The 23,995-nt window shown below is 65.2% G+C and carries 15 protein-coding genes; 6 read left to right on the top strand and 9 right to left on the bottom strand.

The genetic code is table 11. The features are described from left to right. Positions 1 to 58: 58 nt before the first annotated feature. Positions 59 to 514, bottom strand: a complete 456-nt coding sequence (locus tag ACK41V_RS12610; protein ID WP_409782805.1) for a MarR family winged helix-turn-helix transcriptional regulator — start codon at positions 512 to 514, stop codon at positions 59 to 61. 242 nt (positions 515 to 756) lie between these two features. Here ACK41V_RS12610 and ACK41V_RS12605 point away from each other — a divergent pair, with 242 nt between their 5' ends. Next, entirely contained in the window at positions 757 to 1,452 is a 696-nt protein-coding gene (locus ACK41V_RS12605; RefSeq protein WP_409782803.1) for a fumarylacetoacetate hydrolase family protein, read from the top strand. 121 nt (positions 1,453 to 1,573) lie between these two features. Next, positions 1,574 to 2,125: an NUDIX hydrolase gene (locus tag ACK41V_RS12600; protein ID WP_409782802.1), complete on the top strand. Its 552-nt coding sequence runs from the start codon at positions 1,574 to 1,576 to the stop codon at positions 2,123 to 2,125. Positions 2,126 to 2,194: 69 nt separating this feature from the next. Here the strand turns inward: ACK41V_RS12600 and ACK41V_RS12595 are convergent, their stop codons facing one another. From ACK41V_RS12595 to ACK41V_RS12560, 8 genes are all read right to left on the bottom strand, one after another. Further along, positions 2,195 to 4,486 carry a penicillin-binding protein 1A gene (locus tag ACK41V_RS12595; RefSeq protein WP_409782800.1) on the bottom strand — a complete coding sequence of 764 codons (2,292 nt, stop codon included), beginning with the start codon at positions 4,484 to 4,486 and terminating at the stop codon, positions 2,195 to 2,197. Positions 4,487 to 4,520: 34 nt separating this feature from the next. After that, positions 4,521 to 6,674, bottom strand: coding sequence for an NAD-dependent DNA ligase LigA (gene ligA / locus ACK41V_RS12590; protein WP_409782798.1), 2,154 nt, complete (start codon positions 6,672 to 6,674; stop codon positions 4,521 to 4,523). A gap of 36 nt (positions 6,675 to 6,710) precedes the next feature. Then, positions 6,711 to 7,238 (bottom strand): hypothetical protein, encoded by a 528-nt coding sequence (locus ACK41V_RS12585; protein WP_409782796.1) that lies wholly within the window; start codon positions 7,236 to 7,238, stop codon positions 6,711 to 6,713. A 28-nt stretch (positions 7,239 to 7,266) separates the two neighbouring features. Then, positions 7,267 to 8,379 (bottom strand): cell division protein FtsZ, encoded by a 1,113-nt coding sequence (locus tag ACK41V_RS12580; protein WP_409782794.1) that lies wholly within the window; start codon positions 8,377 to 8,379, stop codon positions 7,267 to 7,269. A 16-nt stretch (positions 8,380 to 8,395) separates the two neighbouring features. Next, positions 8,396 to 11,920, bottom strand: coding sequence for a chromosome segregation protein SMC (smc, locus tag ACK41V_RS12575; RefSeq protein ID WP_409782792.1), 3,525 nt, complete (start codon positions 11,918 to 11,920; stop codon positions 8,396 to 8,398). Positions 11,921 to 12,191: 271 nt separating this feature from the next. Next, positions 12,192 to 13,286, bottom strand: coding sequence for a diguanylate cyclase (locus ACK41V_RS12570; protein ID WP_409782790.1), 1,095 nt, complete (start codon positions 13,284 to 13,286; stop codon positions 12,192 to 12,194). A gap of 74 nt (positions 13,287 to 13,360) precedes the next feature. Then, positions 13,361 to 16,501 carry an EAL domain-containing protein gene (locus ACK41V_RS12565; protein WP_409782788.1) on the bottom strand — a complete coding sequence of 1,047 codons (3,141 nt, stop codon included), beginning with the start codon at positions 16,499 to 16,501 and terminating at the stop codon, positions 13,361 to 13,363. A gap of 257 nt (positions 16,502 to 16,758) precedes the next feature. Continuing rightward, positions 16,759 to 18,219: a short-chain fatty acyl-CoA regulator family protein gene (locus ACK41V_RS12560; RefSeq protein ID WP_409782786.1), complete on the bottom strand. Its 1,461-nt coding sequence runs from the start codon at positions 18,217 to 18,219 to the stop codon at positions 16,759 to 16,761. Between the two features lie 134 nt (positions 18,220 to 18,353). Here ACK41V_RS12560 and ACK41V_RS12555 point away from each other — a divergent pair, with 134 nt between their 5' ends. The 4 genes from ACK41V_RS12555 to prpF all read left to right on the top strand — a co-directional run bounded on the left by ACK41V_RS12555 (position 18,354) and on the right by prpF (position 23,961). Then, positions 18,354 to 18,749, top strand: a complete 396-nt coding sequence (locus ACK41V_RS12555) for an acyl-CoA thioesterase (protein ID WP_409782784.1) — start codon at positions 18,354 to 18,356, stop codon at positions 18,747 to 18,749. Continuing rightward, entirely contained in the window at positions 18,746 to 19,903 is a 1,158-nt protein-coding gene (gene prpC / locus ACK41V_RS12550) for a 2-methylcitrate synthase (RefSeq protein WP_409782782.1), read from the top strand. The genes ACK41V_RS12555 and prpC overlap by 4 nt, the downstream gene beginning before the upstream one ends. A 180-nt stretch (positions 19,904 to 20,083) precedes the next feature. Continuing rightward, positions 20,084 to 22,720: a Fe/S-dependent 2-methylisocitrate dehydratase AcnD gene (gene acnD, locus ACK41V_RS12545; protein ID WP_409782813.1), complete on the top strand. Its 2,637-nt coding sequence runs from the start codon at positions 20,084 to 20,086 to the stop codon at positions 22,718 to 22,720. Between the two features lie 35 nt (positions 22,721 to 22,755). Further along, positions 22,756 to 23,961 carry a 2-methylaconitate cis-trans isomerase PrpF gene (prpF, locus tag ACK41V_RS12540; protein WP_409782780.1) on the top strand — a complete coding sequence of 402 codons (1,206 nt, stop codon included), beginning with the start codon at positions 22,756 to 22,758 and terminating at the stop codon, positions 23,959 to 23,961. The last annotated feature ends 34 nt before the right edge of the window (positions 23,962 to 23,995 follow it).

Here is a 23,995-nt window from a genome sequence, read left to right as displayed (position 1 = left end):
ATCTCGGTGCAATGGATGCGGCGGTTTGGCAAGCCGACCCGTCAGGCCGCGCCACCCATCACGCGCCGGAGGTGCCCGCCGGGTCCTGGTGGTTGTAGACAACCTTGGACAGCAGCACCATCAACTCGGCACTTTCCTGCGGGGTCAGGGGGGCGGTCAAGCGCTCTTGCACGCGCTGGGCGGCGTCACGCATCTGCAGCGCCGCCACTTCGCCTTCGGGGGTGATCCACAGCAGCTTGCGGCGGCGGTCGCGGGTGTCGGGTTCGCGGCGGATCCAGCCGCGCTTTTCGAGGCGCCCGATGACTGAACCCGAGGTGGCCGCATCAAACGCCACGCGGGACGCCAGCGTGACCTGGTCCTCGCCAGGCTGGGCCAGCAGCTCGTGCAGGATGGCGAACTGCACCGGGGTGACGTCAAACCCGGCGGTTTCTTCCATGAAAAGCGCAACGGTTCGCTGGTGGGCGCGGCGCACCAAGTGGCCCGGCGTGTTTTGGAAATCAAAGCTCTGTGCCATGGGCGCGAGTGTAGCGCCCCATAGTCGCCACCCTGTCACCCCAGTCCGTCGGAACGGCGGGCGCTGGAACGGCAGGCCTGGGCCCTTCTGTCACCGGACGCAACTTGGTGGGCGCACCCATGGCACACTGCCACACCAAGGCGGCGCCGGGTGCAGACCCGGGGTTTTTGCCACCGCACCAGCCCAGCCCCCGCGCCGCCCGACTCCCCTTTGTATTGAACTCAAGAATTCGAGAGGTTGACATGAGCTACGTGTTTTCTCCGGCACCCGTGGCCAGCGTGCCCGTGATGGGCTGCGGTGACCAATTTCCTGTGCACCGCATCTACTGCGTGGGCCGCAACTACGAAGAACACGCCAAGGAGATGGGTTTCACCGGCCGCGAGCCGCCGTTTTTCTTCCTGAAGCCCGCCGACGCCATCGTGGTGGTCAACGACGGCCAGACCGGTGAACTGCCCTACCCCAGCCTCACCGCCAACTTCCACCACGAGATCGAACTGGTCGTGGCCATTGGCAAGGGCGGCAAAAACATCAAGGCCGCCGACGCGTTGGCGCACATTTACGGCTATGCCGTGGGGCTGGACATGACGCGCCGCGACCTGCAGGCCGATATGAAGCGCCAGGGCCGCCCCTGGTGCATCGGCAAGGGGTTTGACGCCAGCGCACCCATCTCTCCCATCACGCAGATCACCCACGCAGGCGATGTTGCCAACGCCGCCATCTGGCTCAAAGTGAACGGCGCAGACCGGCAGCGCAGCAATGTGTCCAACCTGATCTGGAACCTTGCCGAAACCATCGAGCACCTGTCCGCCGCGTGGGAGCTGCAACCCGGCGACCTGATCTACACCGGCACACCCGAAGGCGTGGATTCGGTGAAACGGGGCGACGTGCTGGAAGGTGGCGTGGCGGGCCTGGGCACGCTGCGGTTGACGGTGGTGTGACGGGGCGAGCGAGCCGCGGACACCTACTCACCCGGATGCGTCTCGCCAAAATACTACGCTTTTTATAGCTACTAGCGCTTATGCAATAAGCGCTAGAGGCCAATTTGACTCATAAAACTGCATGACGTACCGCAGCCCCATCAAACATTGCCGCGCCTGTGGCACCGCCGTGGTTTACCGCCTGCCAGACGACGGCGACACCAAGTTGCGCGCTGTCTGCCCCAGCTGCAACACGGTGCACTACGAGAACCCGCTCAACGTGGTGGGCACGGTGCCTGCCATGCCCGATGGCCGCGTGCTGCTGTGCAAACGCAACATCGAACCCCGCTGGGGCAAATGGACCTTGCCCGCAGGTTTTATGGAGCTGGACGAAACCACGGCCCAGGGCGCCGCGCGCGAGACGGATGAAGAAGCCGGTGCCCAGATCGAAATGGGGCCGTTGTTCAGCCTGCTGAATGTGCGGCGGGTCGGCCAGGTCCACCTGTTCTACCGCGCCAATCTGCTCAGCGACCAGTTCAACCCGGGCTACGAAACCATTGAGGCGCGGCTATTTGCCGAAGACGAAGTGCCGTGGGACGAGATTGCGTTTCGCACCGTCAAAGAAACGCTGGAGCACTACTTTGCCGACCGCAAGACCGGTGTGTTTGGCACGCATTTTGTGGACATCGAGTAACCGCATCAGCCAGCAAGACAGCCCAAACACTGACTGATTGAAGACTCAGCCAGTCAGCCAGTCAGCCAGTCACCCGCCCACACGCTCCTCTGCAGGCACCGGCGGGCCAGACGGATAGCCGGGGTCGGTGGTGACGGGCGGCAGGCCATTGGGGCCCGGTGGCCGGGGGGTGCCTCCACCGCCAAACAGCCCACGGATCCAGTCGCGCATGTTTTCCAGCGGCGCATCGGGCGGCGGCGGCGGCATGACCGGGGCGAACTCATCCACAAACCGGTCGTTGCCATCAATCACCTTGGTGCGAATCGCCTGCTGCATGAACTCGCCCACCATGGGCAACGCGCTGCGCGCGCCCTGCCCCCAGTAGTCGCTGCGCAGCGTGATGCGGCCATCGTTGAAACCCGCCCAGGCGCCCACCACCACACGGGTGTACATCAGGATGAACCAGCCATCGGTGTTGTCCTGCGTGGTGCCGGTTTTGCCCGCCACGTCCGCCTGCACGCCGTAGCGGCTGCGGATGGCAGTGGCGGTGCCCTTGTCGACCGCGCCGCGCATCGTGTTGCGCAGGGTTTGCGCCGCGCGGGGGTCAAACACCACCTCGGGCGTGGGTTGCGCAAAGGTCTCCAGCACCTTGCCGTGGCGGTCCTCAATGCTGAGGATGAGCACGGGTTCGATGTAGCGCCCCAGGGTGGCGATGCTGCTGTAGGCCGAAATCATCTCCTTGAGCGTGACCGGGCTGGTGCCCAGCGCCAGCGAGGGCACTTCTTCGAGCTTGGACTGGCGCACGCCCAGCGCACGCGCCACTTCGGCCACGCGGGCCGGGCCCACCTGCTGCATCACCTGCGCGGTGATGGTGTTTTTGGACAGTGCCAAGCCATCGGCCAGCGTCATGGGTTCGTCGCTGGGCGGACCGCCGTCGGTGGGGCGCCAGACGCGACCGCCACCCAGCGGAATCTCCACAGCCGAGTCCATTAGCGTGTCGGTGGGCAAGGCGCCCTGCGCAAATGCGGCCCCGTACACAAAGGGCTTGAAGGTCGACCCCGGCTGGCGGCGTGCCGCCTGCACATGGTCAAACGGGTCTTGGGCAAAGTCCCGACTGCCCACCCACGCCAGCACGTGGCCTGTGACCGGGTCTTGCGCCAGAAAGCCCGCCTGCACCCGCGTTTTTTCAGCGCGCAGCTTTTGCAGCCAGGGTTCGTTGGCCAGCAAGGTTTTTAACGTTGCCTCGGGGTCTTCGCCTTTGTCCACCGCCGCACGAAACTCGGGGCTCTCGCGCACCAGCGTTTGCACCAGTTCGTTGTCGGGCCCCCAGCCATTGCGCTGCGACCAGGCTTTGTCAGCCACGCCCTGCAGTTGCAGCCCTTGCCGCTCCACGGCCCGGTTGGCAATGGCTTGCAGGCGCGAATCGATGGTCGTGCGGACCACCAAACCATCTGAATACAGGTTGTAGCCGCGGCTGTCGGCCCAGTCGATCAGCTGCTTGCGCAGTTGCATTGCAAAGTGCGGCGCAGGGCCCATTACCTCGGTCTGGCGCTCAAAGTTGACGCCCAGGGGGCGCACTTTCAGGGCATCAAACTCTTTGGAATCGAGCTTGCCGCGCTTGACCATTTGCGACAACACGGTGTTGCGCCGCCCCTGTGCGCGCTCGGGGTTGAGCACCGGGTTGTAGTAGGCCGTGCCCTTGAGCATGCCAATCAGCGTGGCGCTTTCCAGCACATTGAGCTTGTCGGCCGACTTGTCGAAATACGTGCGCGCGGCCATCTCGATGCCGTAGGCGTTGTACAAAAAAGGCACCGTGTTGAGGTAGGTCTCCAGGATCTCGTCCTTGGAGTACGACGCCTCGATCTTGAGCGCTGTAACCGCCTCTTTGAGCTTGCGCGAGATGGTGCGCGAGCGGCCGATCTCTTCAGGAAACAGGTTGCGCGCCAGTTGCTGCGTGATGGTAGAGCCGCCCTGTGGCGCCCCCCGCAGCGTGTGCACGACCGACGAGGCGGTGCGCCGCCAGTCCATGCCCCAGTGGTCGTAAAAACGGTGGTCTTCGGTGGCGATGAGGGCGTCGATCACGTTGGGCGACACCTGGCTCAGCTCCACCCACTCACGGTTGGCCCAGCGGTATTCGGCCAGCAACTTGCCATCCATCGACATGAGCTGCGCGGGCAGCTCGCTTTTGGCCTTGCGGATGTCGCTGACGCTGGGGGTCAGAGGCACCAGCGCCAGTGCGTACAGCAGCACCGCCGTGGGCACCGCCACCATCGTCCAGAAAAGACCCAGCCGCACCGGCCGCGGCATCCAGGCAAACCAGCCCGCAACGCGGTGGAACAGGGCCGTCAAGCGGGCCCAGAGAGAAATGAAAAAGGTGCGCATCAAAGAGATCAACTAGGGTTTGGGCGGTGCCCGGTCAGCCAATGGGCCCAGCCAGCAGCGCCAGCATGCCCGCCTCGTCCAGCACCGGCACGCCCAGCTCCTCGGCCTTGGCCAGCTTGCTGCCGGCTTCTTCGCCAGCGACCACATAGCTGGTTTTTTTGCTGACCGACCCGGCCACCTTGGCTCCAGCGGCTTCGAGCATGTCCTTGGCCGCGTCGCGGCTCAGGGTGGGTAGAGTGCCGGTCAGCACCACGGTTTTGCCCGCCAGGATCTGCGGGGCTCGTTCGGCCACAGGGCCTTCGGGCCAGGTCACGCCACAGGCACGCAGTTGCTCGACCACTTCGCGGTTGTGCGGCTGCTGAAAGAAAGTGTGCAGGCTTTGGGCCACCACGGGGCCCACGTCGTTCACCTCCAGCAACTGCTCCACGCTGGCATCCATGATGGCGTCCAGCGTGCCAAAGTGTTTGGCAAGGTCCTTGGCCGTGGCCTCGCCCACATGGCGCAGCCCCAGACCAAACAGGAAGCGCGGCAAGGTGGTCTGCTTGGATTTTTCGAGTGCGGCCAGCACGTTCTGGGCCGATTTTTCGGCCATGCGCTCCAGTGCGATGAGGGAGGTGAGGCCCAGGCGGTACAGGTCGGGCAGCGTGCGGATCACGTTGGCGTCCACTACTTGGTCGACCAGCTTGTCGCCCAGGCCCTCAATGTCTATGGCGCGGCGGGCGGCAAAGTGCAGGATGGCTTCTTTGCGCTGCGCGGCGCAGAACAGGCCGCCGGTGCAGCGGTGGTTGGCCTCGCCTTTTTCGCGCACCACGTCGCTGCCGCAGATGGGACATTTATTCGGCATACGGAAGTTCGGGACATATACCTCCCGAGGAGGATTTCCGTGGCGCTGTTTGATGGGCACCCCATCGACAGAAATGACTTCCGTAGCATCGGTGAGTGGAGGCATGACGCCCACCACTTCGGGAATTACGTCGCCCGCACGGCGCACGATCACCTGGTCGCCCACGCGCACACCTTTTTTGCGAATCTCGAACAGGTTGTGCAGCGTGGCATTGGTAACGGTGACGCCCCCCACAAATACAGGCGCCAGCCGCGCCACGGGGGTGATCTTGCCTGTACGCCCCACCTGCACGTCGATGCCCTCGACCTTGGTGATCATCTCTTGCGCGGGGTACTTGTGCGCCACGGCCCAGCGCGGCTCGCGGGTCTTGAAGCCCAGGTCGCGCTGCAGCTGCAGCGCATTGACCTTGTAGACCACGCCGTCGATGTCGTACGGCAGCGCATCGCGGCTGGCGCCCACCTGTTGGTGAAACGCTACCAATTCCGTAGCGCCTGTCGCAAGCTGTACCTGCGCTGCGACCGGAAAACCCCATGATTTCAGGGTCAGCAGCATCTCGTAGTGGGTGCGAAACACCGGCCCGCCTTCTGCAGGCGCCGTCACAGCGCCCAGGCCATAGGCAAAAAAGCTCAAGGGCCGCTGGAGGGTAATGTTGGAGTCCAGCTGGCGCACCGCACCTGCAGCGGCGTTGCGCGGGTTCACAAAGGTCTTGCCGCCCAGCTCCCGCTGGCGCTCGTTGAGCGCGTCGAAATCGGCGCGGCGCATGTAGACCTCGCCGCGCACCTCCAATAAGGTCGGTACATCTCTGGGCAACGTCAAAGGAATCTGCCGGATGGTGCGGATGTTGTGCGTCACGTCTTCACCCACCTCGCCATCACCCCGTGTGGCGGCCTGCACCAAGCGACCGTTTTGGTAGCGCAGGCTCATGGCCAGGCCGTCAAACTTGGGCTCGGCCACGTATTCGATGGCGGCGTCCGATTCGGACAGGCCCAGCTCGCGCCGCACGCGGGCATCAAACGCCTGCGCGCCCGTGGCCTCGGTGTCGGTTTCGGTGTGGATGCTGAGCATGGGCACGGCGTGGCGCACGGAAGCCAGTCCCTCCATCACCGCACCAATCACGCGCTGCGTGGGCGAATCCGGGGTGACGAGATCGGGATGCGCGGCCTCCAGCGCCTGCAGCTCGCGAAAGACCTTGTCGTATTCCGCGTCGGGCACGGTGGGTTCGTCCAGCACGTAGTACTGGTGTGCCCACTGATTGAGCTGGCTGCTCAGCGCTTCTATTTTTGTAGCTATCAGCGCTTTACCAGTCTGCGCTTGGGGCGAAAAAAGGTCTAAATTATCGGACATGGCCGTTGCGGTCTTTCTGGAGTCTGCCCAACGGTTTCAGTGCTCATCACCGGGAATCTGACCGGCCAAGGCGGGCGCCTCTTTGACCTCAAGGCGGATGCGTGAAGGCATGTGCTGGCGCACAAACGCTACAACCCGCTCGTCGTGCCGACCATACGACGTGGTGAAGCGGATCGCGTCGCCATGGCGCCGCTCAAACACAAACTTGCGGCGAATGAAGTCGCCATGCAGGGTCAGCGCCTTGACCTCACGCAACGCAACCTCTTGCTGCCGGGGCACCAACCGGGACGACAGCGAGAAGAACGCGGTGCCGTCGTGGATGCGCACCAGCGGACGGCCCGCGGGCCCAAACTTGCGCCGCTCCGCCCATTGGCGCCAGCCCAGGAAGCCTGCCAGCCCCAGATAGACCGCGCCCATCGCGTGCATCTGCCCGAAAACCACCACCCCGACACCGGCTGCCACCAGCACTGCGGTCTTGAACAGCTCCAGCGCCTGCAGCCCCGGTCGGTACAGCCCCTGGTCGCGCTCGACCAGCGGTGGAAGAAAGAATGCACGCCAGTTCAATTTGCGTCCGCCTTGTGAGGGTGCGCGCTCAACTGAACAACCGCCGCGCCAGGACCGACCCCGCCGACAGATCGCGTCCATCCAATTGGTCGTACAGCAGTTCCAAGTCGGTGGCAATCGGGTCCATGGCCATGGCGGGCAGCGGGGTGCCGTTCTGGTCGCACAACACGCCGTCCATGGCTTCGCACAACACCGCAGCGGCTTCACGCAGGCGTGCAAAAGGCTGCTCGGTGCGGTGGACCTGGGCCACGTCCAGGCTCAGGGTGATGTCGCGGATGGCGGACTGGTCGGGGTCTTCGGCCAGGGCAGCCTGGGTGTCGTAGCCCAGCGTCAGCAAAGGCGGCAAGCCTTGCGCATTTGCTGGCAGCACCAGGCGGCCCGGCATGGCGCCGTGCACAAAACCCAGGCGGGCAGCATTTTGCTGCACGTAACCCGGGCTCCAGGCGGCCTGGCGGGCGCGCAGCATGAAGGCCAGTTGGGCATCGTGGTCGCTGGCGAACTGGTCCAGCTCACGCGCGCGGGCCACTTCCTGCAGCATGTCCGGGAAGTCGGGGGCGGCGTTGATGGCGTCGGCAAACGCCTGGGCCTTGACGACAAATTCAGAGAACTCGATCTCGTTGAGCGCGCCCATGCGGTTGGCCAGCTGCACACCGGCCTGAAAGCTCTGGTAGCGCTGGCCGGGCGCAGGGGTCTCCCATTGCTGGGTGGATTCGTTCAGGCCTTCGACCGCAAAGGGCTTGCTGCCTGCGCGGCGCGTGGGCGGCAGCGCGGCCAGGGCGGCGTCGCCCGACACCACGTTTTCGGGCTGCAGGGGTGCAATGACGTCGATCAAGGAGTCCAGCCCGGGGCGGCGCTCCAGCGAAAACGCGGGCACGGGCATTTGCAAGGCATCGTCCACATCCACCGTGTGCTCCAACGGGCCCGGGCCCCGGTCCAGGCCGTGGTAGTCGCCCGCAGGCACCGGCGTGGCGGCAGCGTCGAACCCGGGGTCCAGCCGAACGGTGGGCTCGGCCGGGTGTTCGGGGTCCGGCGGCAAAGCACGTTTGGGCGCGTTGCGGCGCGAGGTCCAGGTGTTGTAGGCCACGATGAAGGCCAGCACCAGGCCACCGATGATGGCCAGACTCAGTTGCAATGTGCTCATGGTTGAGTGGTTTGGTTCAAGCGTCCGCCATGGACAAAGCGGATTCCATATCGACAGCCACGATGCGCGACACGCCCTGCTCCTGCATCGTCACGCCAATCAATTGCTCGGCCATTTCCATGGCGATCTTGTTGTGGCTGATGAACAGGAACTGCGTGCTCTTGCTCATGCTGGACACCAGCTTGGCATAGCGTTCGGTGTTGGCGTCGTCCAGCGGCGCGTCCACCTCATCGAGCAGACAGAAGGGCGCGGGGTTGAGTTGGAAGATGGCGAACACCAGCGCAATCGCCGTGAGCGCTTTCTCGCCACCCGACAGCAGGTGGATGGTCTGGTTTTTCTTGCCGGGCGGCTGGGCCATCACCTGCACGCCGGAGTCGAGGATTTCGTCGCCGGTGATGATGAGCTTGGCCTGCCCGCCGCCAAACAGCTCGGGGAACATGCGCCCAAAATGCCCGTTGACGGTGTCAAACGTGCCTGAGAGCAGTTGGCGCGTTTCGCCGTCGATCTTGCGGATCGCGTCTTCCAGCGTGTTCATCGCCTCGGTCAAGTCGGCGGTTTGCGCGTCGAGGAATATCTTGCGTTCGCTGGCCAGCTTCAGCTCGTCCAGCGCGGCCAGGTTGACGGCGCCCAGTGCAGCGATTTCGCGGTGGAGGCGGTCGATCTCGGCTTGCAGACCGGTCACGCGCACGTTGCCATCGGTGATCGACTGGGCGACGGCCTCCAGATCAGCCTGGGCGTTGGTCAGCAGCGTGGTGTATTGCTCCAGGCCCAGGCGCGCGGCCTGTTCCTTGAGCTGGAATTCGGTGATGCGCGCACGCAGCGGGTCCAGCGCCCGTTCGAGCTGCATGCGGCGCTCGTCGCTGGCGCGCAGTTTGGTGGTCAGGTCGTCGTATTCGCTGCGCTGGGCGCCGAGCGCCTTTTCGCGCTCCATCTTTACATCCAGCGCCTGCTGCAGGCCGCCTTGCGCGGCGGCGTCGGACAGGCGGGCGAGTTCGTCGCGGGCGCGCTGCTGCTCGTCGGCCAGGGCCGTAGCTTGCTGCGTGGCGGTTTCGATGGAGCGGGACAGCTCGCCGCGGCGCGCCTCCACACTGCGCTGCGAGAACGTGGCCTCTTGCGCCTGGCGCTCCAGCGTGCGCTGCTGTTCGCGGCAGGCGGTGAGCTTGCGTTCGGCCTCGATCACCTTGTCGCCCAGCTGGGCCTCGCGCTCCTGGCTGTCGGCCAGTTGCATGTCCAGTTCTTCAAAGCGTGCTTCGGCGGACACCCGGCGTTCTTGCAGGTCGGCCAATTGGGCCTCGACCTCGGCCAGGTCGCCATCGATCTGCGCACTGCGGGCGCGGGTCTGCTCGGCCAGTTGGGTCAGGCGCAGGGTTTCGACCTGCAGTTCATGGGCGCGGCTCTGGGTTTCGGTCGCTTCGCGGCGGGCCGCCACCAGGCGTTGCGAGGCGTCGGCGTAGGCGCTCTCGGCGCGGACCAGGGCGCTGCGGGATTCTTCGGCGATCAGGGCTTGGGCGCGCAGCTCTTTTTCAAGGTGCTCGATCTCCTGAGCGCGCGCCAGCATGCCGGACTGCTCAGAGTCCTGCGCGTAAAAGCTCACGCTGTGGGCGCTGACGGCATGGCCCGAGGGCACAAATACCATCTCGCCGGGTTGTAGCGTGCTGCGGCGGGCCAGGGCTTCGTCCAGCGTGGGGGCGGTGGTGCAGCCCTGCAGCCAGTCGACCATCACTGCGCGCAGGCCGGCGTCGTTCAGGCGCAGCAGGTCGGACAGGCGGGCGTGGCGTGACGGGGTTTCGGGGTGGCCTGCAGCGGGGGCGCTGTAGAAGGCCAGGCGCGCGGGCGGTGCGTCGTTGCCGCCGGAGCCGAGGAAGCCGCGCACCATGTCCAGGCGCCCTACTTCCAGCGCGGCCAGCCGCTCGCGCAGTGCGGCTTCTAGCGCGTTTTCCCAGCCAGGTTCGATGTGGATGCGGCTCCACAGGCCTTGCAGGCCGTCCAGGCCATGTTTGGCGAGCCAAGGGCGCAACTTGCCGTCCGTCTTGACCTTTTCCTGCAGCGCCTTCAAGGCTTCCATGCGTGCCGACAGGTCGGCCTGGCGCGCGCTTTCGGTGTTCACGGCCTGCTGGCGGGTGCGGCGGTCGTCGTCGAGCTGGGGTACGGACTCCTGCAGCTCGTGCAGGCGGGCTTCGGTGGTCTCGGCGATTTCTTGTGCTTCGGCCAATTGCTCGCGCAGGTTGTCCAGCCGCGTTTCGTCGGGCGCGGCCAGTGCATTGCGGTCGGTGCGCAGGCGCTCGAAGCGGCTGTCCAGCTGGCGGCTTTGTTCGTCGATGCTGCGCTGCTCGGCCGCCAGCACGCCAATCTGTTGCTGCACCTGCACCACGGCGCTGCGCTGCTCGGACGTGCGGCTTTGCGCCTGGCGCAAGGCGTCTTCCAGGTCGGGCAGCTGCATGGCCTGCTCTTCGACCTGGGCTGCCAGCATTTCGGCGCGCTCTTCGGCGTCTACACCGGCACCGGCAAGGTTTTCCAACTCAATGTCGGCCTCTTCCTTGCGGGCCTGCCACTGGGCGATCTGTTCGGCCAGCGTGACCAGGCGCTGCTCCACGCGCTGGCGTCCTTCGATCACATAGCGGATCTCGGCTTCGAGCTTGCCGACCTCTGCCGTGGCTTCGTAGAGCTTGCCCTGGGCCTGGTTGACCTGGTCACCCGCCGCGTAGTGGGCTTGGCGGATGGTTTCTAAATCGGATTCCACCGCACGCAGGTCGGCCATGCGGGATTCCAGGTCGTTGACGGCCTGCAGGCCTTCCATGCGCACCTTGGTTTGCTGCTCTTCGGCCTCGGCGCGTTTCAGAAACCATTGCTGGTGCTGCTTGAGCGTGGCGTCGGCCTGCAGCGTGTTGTATTTGGCGGCCACCTCGGCCTGCTTTTCGAGCTTTTCGAGGTTGGCATTCAGCTCGCGCAGGATGTCTTCGACCCGCGTGAGGTTCTCGCGCGTGTCCGACAAGCGGTTTTCCGTCTCGCGGCGGCGCTCTTTGTATTTGGAGACACCGGCCGCCTCTTCGAGGAACAGGCGCAGCTCCTCGGGGCGGCTTTCGATGATGCGGCTGATGGTGCCCTGGCCGATGATGGCGTAGGCGCGGGGCCCGAGGCCCGTGCCCAGGAACACGTCCTGCACGTCGCGGCGGCGCACAGGCTGGTTGTTCAGGTAATAACTGCTGGTGCCGTCGCGCGTGAGCACGCGGCGCACCGCCACTTCGCCGTACTGGCCCCACTGGCCACCGGCGCGGTGGTCGGAGTTGTCGAACACCAGCTCCACACTGGCGCGGCTGGCCTGCTTGCGCGTGGTGGTGCCGCTGAAGATCACGTCCTGCATGGACTCGCCGCGCAGCTCGCTGGCCTTGCTCTCGCCCAGCACCCAGCGCACCGCATCCATGATGTTGGACTTGCCGCAGCCGTTGGGGCCCACCACGCCGACCAGTTGCCCGGGCAGCATGAAGTTGGTGGGCTCAGCGAACGACTTGAATCCGGAAAGCTTGATCGAGGTAAGACGCACGGGTCAGGGGCTGGGCTAAAGGAGTGGGCAAAAGCAGAATGCAGGGGCGCTGGACGGGCGTTTCGGGCAGAGAACGCACCAGCGGCTGCGAGGGCGGAATGATACCGCGCCGCCCTCTTGCACCGGCTGACCAGCGGGGCGCGGCGGCAAACCGAGGCGTGTGGCCAGCAGTTTTTAGTAAAAACAGGCTCTAGCGCTTATCCATCAAGCGCTCGCAGCTATGATTTTTGATGAATCGACCACGTGAGCAACCCTGTCGCCCCTATGGCACCTATGGCAGCACACACACCTGGTTACGCCCACCGGATTTGGCCTGGAACAGCGCCTGGTCCGCACGGGCCACGGCCTGGGCCAGGTGTTGGAGGGGCGCAATCTCGCAGGCGCCGATGGACACGGTGAGCGGTTCGGGGTCGGTGACGCCCTCCACGCTTTTGCGCAGCTTTTCAGCCACGGTGAGCGCGTCGGCCAGCGGCGTTTGGGGCAGGCAGACCAGAAACTCCTCGCCACCCCAGCGAATGATTTCGTCGCCACGGCGCAGGGTGTTTTGCAGCACGCGGGCGACCGCCTGCAGGGCTTTGTCGCCCATGTCGTGGCCAAACCGGTCGTTGATGCTTTTGAAACGGTCCAGATCGAGCATCAGGATGGACGACACGGGCTCGAACAACGACGCCCGGTACACGCGGCGGTCGATCAGGTCCAGGGCGTGGCGGTTGAGCAGGCCCGTCAGCGCGTCGTGGTAGGCCGCGCGCTGCAGTTCCTCGCGCTCGGCCGCCACTGTCATGAGTGATCCAAACAGCTCACCCAACCCAGCAAACAGGCCAATCCCCACGTCATTGAAGTAGCCTTCGCGGTCGGCATACAGCACAAAGATGCCGCTGTAGCCATTGAAGGCCGACGTGATGGGCAAGGCCAGCACATGGCGGATGCCGTGTTGCCGCGCCGCCTGCCGCCAGGGGCCGAACAGCGAAAACTGCGACACCGTGAAAGCCTCGGCGGGTTTGCCATCCAGGATCGAAAAGGCGGGGCCCACCTGGGTGATCAGGTTGCGCTCTATGCACAAGGATTCGGCATATTCCAGCGCAGGGCCCGCAAACACCTGGGGGCGAATGGTCTGGGTGTCCGACGGCCCGAACCAGGTCCAGGCCAGGCGAATGTGGGGCGTGATGTCGGCAATGGCCTGGCACACGCCGCGAATGATCTCCAGCTCGCCGCGCCCCAGCACCAGCTTGGCAGATCGCTTGAGCAGCATTTCGGCCAGGGCCGAGCGCTCGCTCTGGGCATCAAAGCCATCGGGCGACGCGGATCCCGACGGTGATGCGGAGATGGATGCTGGCGTACCGGGACGAGGACGTTTTTTGAAGAACATGGGAAGGAAGCGTTCCGATGCGGACCGTTCAGGGAACGCCGTGCTGTGGGCGGGTCAGTGACGGCGAGGGAGCATCATGCGCCCGGACCCGTCTCCGAACCGGTCGGAGGGCCATCCAGCGCGCTATCCAGTGCACCATTGGTTTGCCGCACCAGCGCTTCAAAGTCCGCCACCGGCACGGGCGGGCTCAGCAAATAGCCTTGCCATGCATGGCAGTTGTGGCGGGCCAGAAAGTCGCGCTGGGCTTCGGTCTCCACGCCCTCGGCAATCACGCGCAGGCCCAGGCTGGTGCCCAAGGCCACCACGGTGCGTGCAATGGCGGCGTCGTTGGGGTCGGTCAACACGTCGCGCACAAAACTCTGGTCGATCTTGAGCTGGTCCAGCGGCAGGCGCTTGAGGTAGGACAGCGACGAGTAACCGGTGCCAAAGTCGTCCAGCGAGAACCCCACGCCGTAGCCCTTGAGCAGGCCCATTTTCTCGATGGTGTCTTCCACGTCCTGCAGCAGCAGGCTCTCGGTCATCTCCAGCTTGAGCCGATGCCCGTCGGCGCCCGACCCGGCCAGCGACGCCAGCACCTGCGCCACAAAACCGACCTGGTGAAACTGGCGCGGGCTGACGTTGACCGCCAGGCTCAGCCCGGCAAAGTCTGGCTGGCGCGCCCAGACGGCCAGGCGTTTGCAGGCCGCCTGCAGCACCCATTCGCCCAAGGGCAGGATGAGCCCGGTGTCTTCTGCCAGCGGAATGAAGTGCGCGGGCGAAATGAACCCATCGCGCGGATGGCGCCAGCGCAGCAGCGCCTCGGCCCCGGTGATGCGGCCGTGGTCGATCTGGGGCTGGTAGTACAGCTCGAACTGGCCTTGGGCCAGGCCCACGCGCATGTCCAGCTCCAGCGCGGCGCGGGCAGTGACGGCGGCCTGCATCTGGGGGTCGTAAAAGCGCAGGGTGTCGCGCCCGGCATCCTTGGCCTGGTACAGCGCCAGGTCGGCGCGTTTGAGCAGTTCGTCCACCGTCTCGCGCATGTCGCTGAAGATGGTGATGCCCATGCTGATGGAGCTGTGGTGTTCGCCACCGTCCAGCTCATACGGTTCGCGCAGCACGGACAGAATGCGCTGGCCCACCTCTTCGCTGCGGGCGGCGGCGTCCTCGGGGCTGTCGCCCAGGTCTTCCAGCACCACCACAAATTCGTCGCCACCCTGGCGGGCGACGGTGTCGTCCTCGTGCACACAACTGCGCAGGCGGTGCGCCACGTGCTGCAGCAGCATGTCGCCCCGGTCGTGCCCGCGGGTTTCGTTCAGGGTCTTGAAGTTGTCCAGGTCCAGCATCAGCAAGGCGCCGCTGCGGTGGTGGCGCGCGCTGGTGGCCAGTGCGTGCTGCAGGCGGTCCATCAGCAGGCGCCGGTTGGGCAGGCGGGTGAGCGGGTCGTAATAGGCCAGCGAATTGATTTCTTCTTCAGCGGCCTTGCGCTGACTCAGGTCCTGCATGGTGATCAGGCGCCCGCCTTCGACAAAAATCCCGGAGATCTCGACCGGTTTTCGCACCCCGTCAGCACACACGATGTTGTATTCGGCGGCGGCGATCACCCCCTCGTGCCGACTGTTGCGCAGTTTTTCCCGAATCGCCCCCCGTTCCAGGGCGTCCGGGTAAGCACGCGACCACCAGGTGTCAATGTCCGGGACGTCGTCTTCGGTGTAGCCGCAGATCTGGACATACCGCTCGTTGCGAAAACCAATGCGGCCATCGTCCTGCACCAGGCAAAGGCCTACCGGCAGGCGCTCCAGAATGCTGCGCAGGCGCTGCTCGCTGGCGCGCAGGTTCTCTTCCATGCGCTTGCGCGAGGTGATGTCCTGCACCACGGCAATGTGGTAGTCCGACTCGGCACCCGGCGTCCACATTTGCGACACCGTGAGGTCGACCCACACTGCGTGGCCATCCTTGTGGAGGTAGCGTTTTTCCAGGCGGAACTCGGGCATTTCCCCTTTTTTCAGTCGCTCCACCTGTACCAGGTCGCCGTTCAGATCGTCAGCGTGGGTGATGGCCTGAAAGTTCAGCGCTAGCAACTCATCGGGTGTGTAGCCCACGATGTCTGCAAAACGCTGGTTGACCCGCACGAATTTTCCGGTGCGTGCCTCGACCTGCGCCACGCCCATGGTGGCCTGGTTGAACAGCGCGCGAGACCGCCCTTCACTTTCGTGCCGCGCGTCTTCGGACACCTGCGCGCGGGCCAGCGCCAGGGTGCGCTGGCGTACCAGAAGACCCACCATGGACGCCAACAACAACGACACCAGCACCCCCACCAGCCCGACCAGCAGCGGCAAACGCGCCTCGGAAGGAGAGAGAAAAGAGCGCGTGGGATAAAAGGTCAGCCGCCAGCGCCGGTCGTGCACCACCAGGTCGCGCACGTGGGGTTCGGTGCCCGGCAGCGCGGCGGCGGTTTGCTGCAGCAAGGGCCGCACCGTGGTGTCGCCCGTGCCCAGGCGCAAGGGGCCATGGTCGCTCATCGCCACGGTAATACCGTTCAGAAAACCCTGGCTCCCCAGCCCCTGCACCAGGTCATACACCCGGATGGTGGACGCCACCGCCCCCAAAAACCGCAGCTCGGGGGTGCCCGCCGTCGGGTCGAACACCGGCACCCGGATGACGATGCCTGCGCGATGGTTGTCTTCCTGCAGCAGATCAAAAGGTGCCGACACCACCGTGTGACCGCTGTCACGGCTGTAGTGCATGGCCGCGAGGTTGGTGGGCTGGGCGCTGATATCAAGGCCCAGCACGCTCTCGTTGCCACTCATGGGCCACAGGTACTCGGCGACAAAGTACTCGGGCCGGTCGCCGGGCGGGCGGATCGCAAAATCGGGAAACCCTTCGGGAGACAGTGAGGTGTCGGCACGCACACGGGCTTCAAACGCTGCTTTTTCGGTGGCGGGCACCCAGCGGGTGAACGACAGGTTGCGCACCCCGGGGTAACGCTGGCCGACCTCGACCTCGCTGGCGGCGCGCTCGAAGTCCAGGCGCGACAGTTTCGGGTTGGCGGTGAAGAGGCCGCGCAAGCCGTTCACGACCTCGGTGTGGCCGGCAATGCGCTGGGACAAGGTGTCTGCAAACACCCGGGCCTCCTGAACAAACCGTGCCTGCTCGATCTGCGCCACCGACTCGGCCTGCTGCTGGCCAAAACCCCAACTCAGCAACAGCCCCAAAACGGCCACGCCCAAGCCGGACACCCAGTGTCTGTAACGACCTGTTTGCAACAAAGCTGCGAGGGGAGGTGAAGTCAGGAGAGACAGACGGACGGCCTTTGGGTTGCCAGCCGGACAGCCGGCCGCGGGGGAAAGCGCAGGATAGCGGGAATCCGGGCGCTGTGACACCAACATATGGTTACGGCCACACTTTTAAGTAAAAAGTGCCTCTAGCGCAACACCATCAAGCGTTATCAGCTATGAAATGATGAGCATTTTTTGTGACTCATTGGTCGCCCAGCCTACCCGCGGGGAAGAACTTCTGCCACCGGGTAAGGCGCAAAACGGCTGCGGTTCTCATTCACATCCAGTGCGCGCCCAATGGGCGGAAACGCCCGCTGCGGGCAGGCATCCCGCTCGCACACCTTGCAGCCCATGCCAATCGGCACGGCGGCCTCGGGGTTGGCGAGATGGAGCCCGCGGGCATACACCAACTGCGGTGCATGCCGGATGTCGCAGCCCAGCGCCACCGAGAACTCCTTACCCGGCACGCCCCATCCGCCCCCGCTGCGCGACACCGCGCGGGCCACCCACAGGTAGGCGCGGCCATCGGGCATGCGCGCCACCTGCGGCACGGTGCGGCCCGGCTGGGCAAAGGCTTCGTACACATTCCACAGCGGGCAGGTGCCGCCGATCTTGCTGAAGTGAAAGTGCGTGGCCGACTGCCGCTTGCTGATGTTGCCCGCCCGGTCCACGCGGATGAAGAAGAACGGCACGCCCCGCGCGCTGGGCCGCTGCAGGGTGGACAGCCGGTGGCACACGGTTTCGAAACCCACGCCAAACTGGTGGCCCAGCCGGTCGATGTCGTAGTGCGCCGCTTCGGCCGCCCGCAAAAAGGCTGTGTAGGGCAACACCAGCGCCCCCGCAAAGTAGTTGGCCAGACCAATGCGCGCCAGCGCCCGGGCCTGGTCGCTGGACAACCCGGCGCTGTCGGCCAAGCGCTGCAGCTCGGCGCCCTGCTCCAGAAACGCCAGCTGCGTCGCCATCTGAAACGCGCGCTGCCCCCGTTCAAGGCTGGTTGCCAGTTGCAGCACCCCCATGTCGGCCTGGAATACGCGCTGCGCCTGCCCTGGTAGGTCGGCCACATCCACCACGCGCACCCCGTGGGCCACGAGCAGGCGTTGGGCCAGCGCCTCATCGGCACGCCCGGGCAGCAGTCCCCACTCGGCCGCACAGCGCTCGGCCGCGTCATCCAGCTCGGCAATGTGGTTCTGGCGCGCAAAGAAGAAATCGCGCACCTCCTCGTAGGCCATAGGCGGGTGGCTGGGCAGCGGGGCCAACCCGCTGCGGTCGTCACCCAGGCTGCCCAGCGCCTCCAACCGTTCCAGCGCCTGGCGGTGCCGCTGGTGCAGCGCCAGCAGCGTGCGCGCCACGGCGGGCATGCCGGCGGCCAGCTCGCGGATCTCGGCCAGGGACACGGCATCGCCCGCGCCCTCCCCGCCCACCCCGGCAGGCAAGTCGGCCAACACCTCGCGCAGGCCCGTGATGAGGCGCGCCTCATCGTCGTCTGAGAAGCGCTGCACATCCACGCCGAACACAGCATTGATCTTGAGCAGCACAGGCACCGTGAGCGGGCGCTGGTTCTGCTCCAGCTGGTTGAGGTAGCTAGCGGACAGGTCCAGCGCCCGCGCCAGCGCAATCTGGGTCATGCCGCGCTCTTCGCGCAGGCGGCGCAGGCGCACGCCCATGAAGGTTTTTTTCATTCCATCTTTCTCAGTGGCGTCTGGTAGCACCTACACCATCATTCGCAATATTTGCAAATTGACGGTTTTGCATTCGCAATCATTCACCAATTTAGGACTTACAGAGGGGTGCCATTGTGCGTAAATTGCGAAGCATGACAACCCCCACTGGCACCGTCGAGCTGACGGAGATCGTGTTCCCCACCCTGGCCAACCACTACGGCACGCTGTTTGGCGGCAACGCCCTGCAGCTCATGGCCAAGGCGGCGTTTCTGGCAGCGCGCGGCGCCGCACAGCGCGATGTGGTGATGGCGGGCGTGACCGATGTGCGTTTTCTGGCCCCCGTGCCCGTGGGCCATGTGCTCACGCTGCGCGCCTGGGTCACCCGCGTCGGCCGCAGCTCGCTCACCGTGTGCGTGACCGGTCTGGCCGCCACGCTGGGCTCTCCCCCAGAAGAGGTGCTGAAGGGGATTTTTGAAATGGTGGCGGTGGATGGCAAAGGCCGCCCCGCTGCTATCACCAAAACATATGTAAACCAGGAGACCGCATGATTCCCACCGTCGAAACCCCGGGCTTCAAGCCCAAGAAGTCCGTCGCGCTCTCGGGCGTGACGGCGGGCAACACCGCCCTGTGCACCGTAGGCCGCACGGGCAACGACCTGCACTACCGGGGCTATGACATCCTCGACATTGCCGAGGTCTGCGAGTTTGAAGAAATCGCCCACCTGCTGGTGCACGGCAAGCTGCCCACGCGCGCCGAGCTGCGCGCCTACAAGTCCAAGCTCAAGGCCCTGCGCGGCCTGCCGATGAGTGTGAAGCAGGCGCTGGAGCAACTGCCCGCCGCCAGTCACCCTATGGACGTGATGCGCACGGGCGTCTCCGCCCTGGGCTGCGCACTGCCTGAAAAGGACGACCACAACCTGCCCGGTGCGCGCGACATTGCCGACCGGCTCATGGCATCACTGGGCTCCATGCTGCTGTACTGGCACCACTGGGCCAGTTCGGGCCGCCGCATTGAGGTGGAGACCGATGACGACTCCATCGGCGCACACTTCTTGCACCTGCTGCACGGCACTCCACCCAGTGCGGCCTGGGAGCGCGCCATGCACACCTCGCTCAACCTGTATGCCGAGCACGAGTTCAACGCCAGCACCTTCACCGCCCGCGTGGTGGCCGGCACGGGCAGCGACGTGTATTCGGCTATCACCGGCGCCATCGGCGCGCTGCGCGGGCCCAAGCATGGTGGTGCAAATGAAGTAGCGTTTGAAATTCAGAAGCGCTATGACTCGCCCGATGAGGCCGAGGCCGACATCCGCCGCCGCGTGGAGGCCAAGGAGGTCGTGATTGGGTTTGGCCATCCGGTCTACACCGTGAGCGACCCGCGCAACGTGGTCATCAAGGGCGTGGCGCGCAGCCTCTCGCAAGACGCTGGCAACACCAAGATGTTCGACATTGCCGAGCGGCTGGAGACCGTGATGTGGGAGGTGAAAAAGATGTTCCCCAACCTCGACTGGTTCAGCGCCGTGAGCTACCACATGATGGGGGTGCCCACCGCCATGTTCACGCCCTTGTTTGTGATTGCCCGCACCAGCGGCTGGGCGGCTCACATCATCGAGCAGCGGCAGGACAATAAGATCATCCGGCCGAGTGCGAACTACACGGGGCCGGAAGACCTGGTGTTTGTGCCCATCGAAAACCGTGCTTAACGCCCACGCCCTCTGCCTCCTTCTTCCTCCCTCTCCCCTCGCGGGCGAGGGCCAGGGAGAGGGGGATGAACAAGCACAGCGTCACCATGCAACCGCCCACTCTCCCCCAACCCCTCTCCCGCGAGGGGAGAGGGGGGAGTGAACAGCCGGGCACCACAATGACTCGCCATCCCACCCATGATGAACACCCAATTCCGCCGCCCTTTGCCGGGCATTGATCTTGACTACTTCGACGCCCGCGCCGCTGTCGAAGCCTTGCAACCCGCCGCCTGGCCCACCCTGCCCTACACCGCCCGCGTGTTTGCCGAAAACATCGTGCGCCGCGCCGATCCGGCCACCATCAACGACTGCCTGCGCCAACTCATCGAGCGCCGCAGTGACCGCGACTTTCCCTGGTACCCCGCACGGGTGGTGTGCCACGACATCCTGGGCCAGACGGCGCTGGTGGATCTGGCGGGCCTGCGCGATGCGATTGCCAAGGAGGGCGGCGACCCGGCCCAAGTGAACCCCGTGGTGCCGGTGCAGCTCATCGTGGACCACTCGCTGGCCGTGGAATGTGGTGGGTTCGACCCTGACGCCTTCGCCAAGAACCGCGCCATCGAAGACCGCCGAAACGAGGACCGCTTTCACTTCATCGAGTGGACCAAAAAAGCCTTTGCCAATGTGGCTGTGATCCCGGCGGGGAACGGGATCATGCACCAGATCAATCTGGAAAAAATGTCGCCCGTGGTCCATGCCGACCGGGGCGTGGCCTACCCCGACACCTGCGTGGGCACCGACAGCCACACCCCCCATGTGGATGCGCTGGGCGTGATCGCCATTGGCGTGGGCGGCCTGGAGGCCGAGAACGTGATGTTGGGGCGTGCATCGATGATGCGGCTGCCCGAGATCGTGGGCGTGGAGCTGACCGGCCATCGCCAGGACGGCATCACCGCCACCGACGTGGTGCTGGCGCTCACCGAGTTTTTGCGCAAGGCCAAGGTGGTGGGCGCCTACCTGGAGTTCTTTGGCGAAGGCGCAGCCAAGCTCACGATTGGCGACCGCGCCACCATCTCGAACATGGCGCCCGAATACGGCGCCACGGCGGCCCTGTTCAGCATTGACGAACAGACGCTGGAGTATCTGACGCTGACGGGCCGCGAGGCAGAACAAGTGAAACTGGTCGAGACCTATGCCAAGGCAGCGGGATTGTGGTCCGACACCCTCAAAGATGCGGTCTACGCGCGCAACCTGGTGTTAGACCTGTCAAGCGTGGTGCGCAACCTGGCCGGCCCCTCCAACCCGCATGCGCGCGTGGCCACGTCCGACCTGGCCGCCCAAGGCATCGCAGGCCCCTGGGCCATGCCCGCACCACAGGACGGCACGATGCCCGATGGCGCCGTGGTCATTGCCGCCATCACCAGCTGCACCAACACCTCCAACCCGCGCAACGTGATCGCCGCCGCGCTGCTGGCGCGCAACGCCAACCGGCTGGGCCTCACGCGCAAGCCTTGGGTCAAGACCTCGCTGGCGCCCGGCTCCAAGGCGGTGGAGCTGTATTTGAAGGAAGCGGGCTTGCTGGCCGACCTGGAAAAGCTCGGCTTTGGCATCGTGGGCTTTGCCTGCACCACCTGCAACGGGATGAGTGGCGCGCTGGACCCTGCCATCCAGCAGGAGATCATCGACCGCGACCTGTACGCGACCGCCGTGCTCTCGGGCAACCGCAATTTCGACGGGCGCATCCACCCGTATGCCAAGCAGGCGTTTTTGGCCTCGCCCCCGCTGGTCGTGGCCTATGCGATGGCGGGCACGGTACGTTTTGACATTGAAAAAGACGTGCTGGCGGTGGTGGACAGCCAGGCGATTCGCCTCAAAGACCTGTGGCCCAGCGATGAAGAAATCGACGCCGTGGTGAAGACCGCCGTCAAACCCGCCCAGTACCGCGCCGTGTACGAACCCATGTTCGCCATCCGGCATGACGACGGCCAGCGCGTGTCGCCGCAATACGGCTGGCGCCCTCAATCCACTTACATCCGCCGCCCGCCCTACTGGGACACCGAAGGCATCGGTGCGCTGGCCGCCCACCCGCGTACGTTGAAAGGCATGCGACCGCTGGCCATCCTGCCCGACAACATCACCACCGATCACCTCTCGCCGTCGAACGCCATCCTGCGGGACAGCGCAGCAGGCGAATACCTGGCCCGGATGGGCGTGCCCGAGGAGGACTTCAACTCCTACGCCACGCACCGGGGCGACCACCTCACCGCCATGCGCGCCACGTTTGCCAACCCGCAGTTGGTCAACGAGATGGCCGTGGTGGATGGCCAAGTGAAAAAAGGCTCGCTCGCCCGCGTGGAGCCCGAAGGCCAGGTCATGCGCATGTGGGAGGCCATGGAAACCTATCTGAACCGCCGCCAGCCGCTCATCATCATTGCCGGTGCCGACTACGGCCAGGGGTCGAGCCGCGACTGGGCCGCCAAGGGGGTACGGCTTGCGGGGGTGGAGGTGGTGGTGGCGGAGGGGTTTGAACGGATTCACCGTACCAATTTGATTGGGATGGGGGTGTTGCCGCTGGAGTTTGGGGCGGGGGTCAACCGCATCACGCTGGGGTTGGATGGGACGGAGGTGTATGACGTGGAGGGAGACATGCAACTCCGTGCCGACCTCACCCTGGTCATCCGCCGCAAAAATGGTGAAGTCACCCGGGTGCCCATGACATGCCGCCTCGACACCGCCGAAGAGGTCTCCATATACCAAGCGGGCGGCGTCCTGCAACGCTTTGCGCAAGACTTTCTTGCCAAGAATACAGACCGAAAACAGGCTCTGGCGCCTGCCTAGAAAGCACTACGCGCTATCAAATTTGATATTTCTTCATGAGCATTCACTACGCACCACAGATCCGCATCCCCGCCACCTACCTGCGCGGCGGCACCAGCAAAGGCGTGTTCTTCCGACTGGAGGACCTGCCCGCCCCCGCCCAACAACCCGGCCCCGCCCGCGATGCCCTGCTGCTGCGTGTGCTGGGCAGCCCTGACCCGTATGGCAAGCAGATCGACGGCATGGGCAATGCCTCGTCCAGCACCAGCAAGGCCGTGATCCTCTCCCGCAGCACGCAGCCGGGGCACGACGTGGACTACCTGTTTGGCCAGGTGTCCATCGACCAACCTTTGGTCGACTGGAGCGGCAACTGCGGCAACCTTTCGGCCGCCGTGGGGCCGTGCGCCATCCACATGGGGCTGATCGATGCCGCGCGCATTCCGCTGGACGGCCACCTCACCGTGCGGATCTGGCAGGCCAACATCGGCAAGACCATCGTGGCGCACGTGCCGATTGCCCACGGGCAAGTGCAGGAAACAGGTGACTTTGAACTGGACGGCGTGACCTTTGCGGCGGCCGAGGTGGCGTTGGAGTTCATCAATCCCTCAGAAGCCGGAGAAGACGGCGGCGCCATGTTCCCGACCGGCAATGTCGTGGACACGCTGGAAGTCCCGGGCGTCGGCACCTTCGCCGCCACGCTGATCAACGCAGGCATTCCGACCCTCTTCCTGAGCGCAACCGACCTCGGCTACACCGGCACCGAGTTGCAGAGCGCCATCAACGGCGACGCAGCGGCGCTGGCACGCTTCGAGACGATCCGCGCGCACGGCGCCCTGCGCATGGGCCTCATCCAGGACGTGAGCGAGGCCACCACGCGCCAGCACACGCCCAAGATCGCGTTCGTGGCGCCGCCTGCCAGCTACACGGCGTCGAGCGGCAAAGCCATTGAAGCCAAAGACATCGACCTGCTGGTGCGCGCCCTCTCCATGGGCCAGCTGCACCACGCCATGATGGGCACGGCGGCCGTGGCCATTGGCACGGCCGCGGCCATCCCAGGCACGCTGGTCAACCTGGCGGCGGGCGGCGGTGCGCGGAGCAGCGTGCGATTTGGCCACCCCTCGGGCACCTTGCGCGTGGGTGCTGAGGCCCGGCAGAACGATGCGGGCGATTGGCAAGTCACCAAAGCCCTCATGAGCCGCAGCGCCCGCATCCTGATGGAAGGCTGGGTGCGGGTTCCTGTCAACATTTTTAAGCCAAATTGACCTCTAGCGCTTATCCATAAAGCGCAAGTAGCTA

It is taken from the genome of Acidovorax sp. (assembly GCF_046291265.1).
In the GTDB taxonomy this organism is placed as follows: Bacteria; Pseudomonadota; Gammaproteobacteria; order Burkholderiales; family Burkholderiaceae_C; genus Acidovorax.
This window is presented reverse-complemented; position numbering and strand designations above follow the sequence as displayed.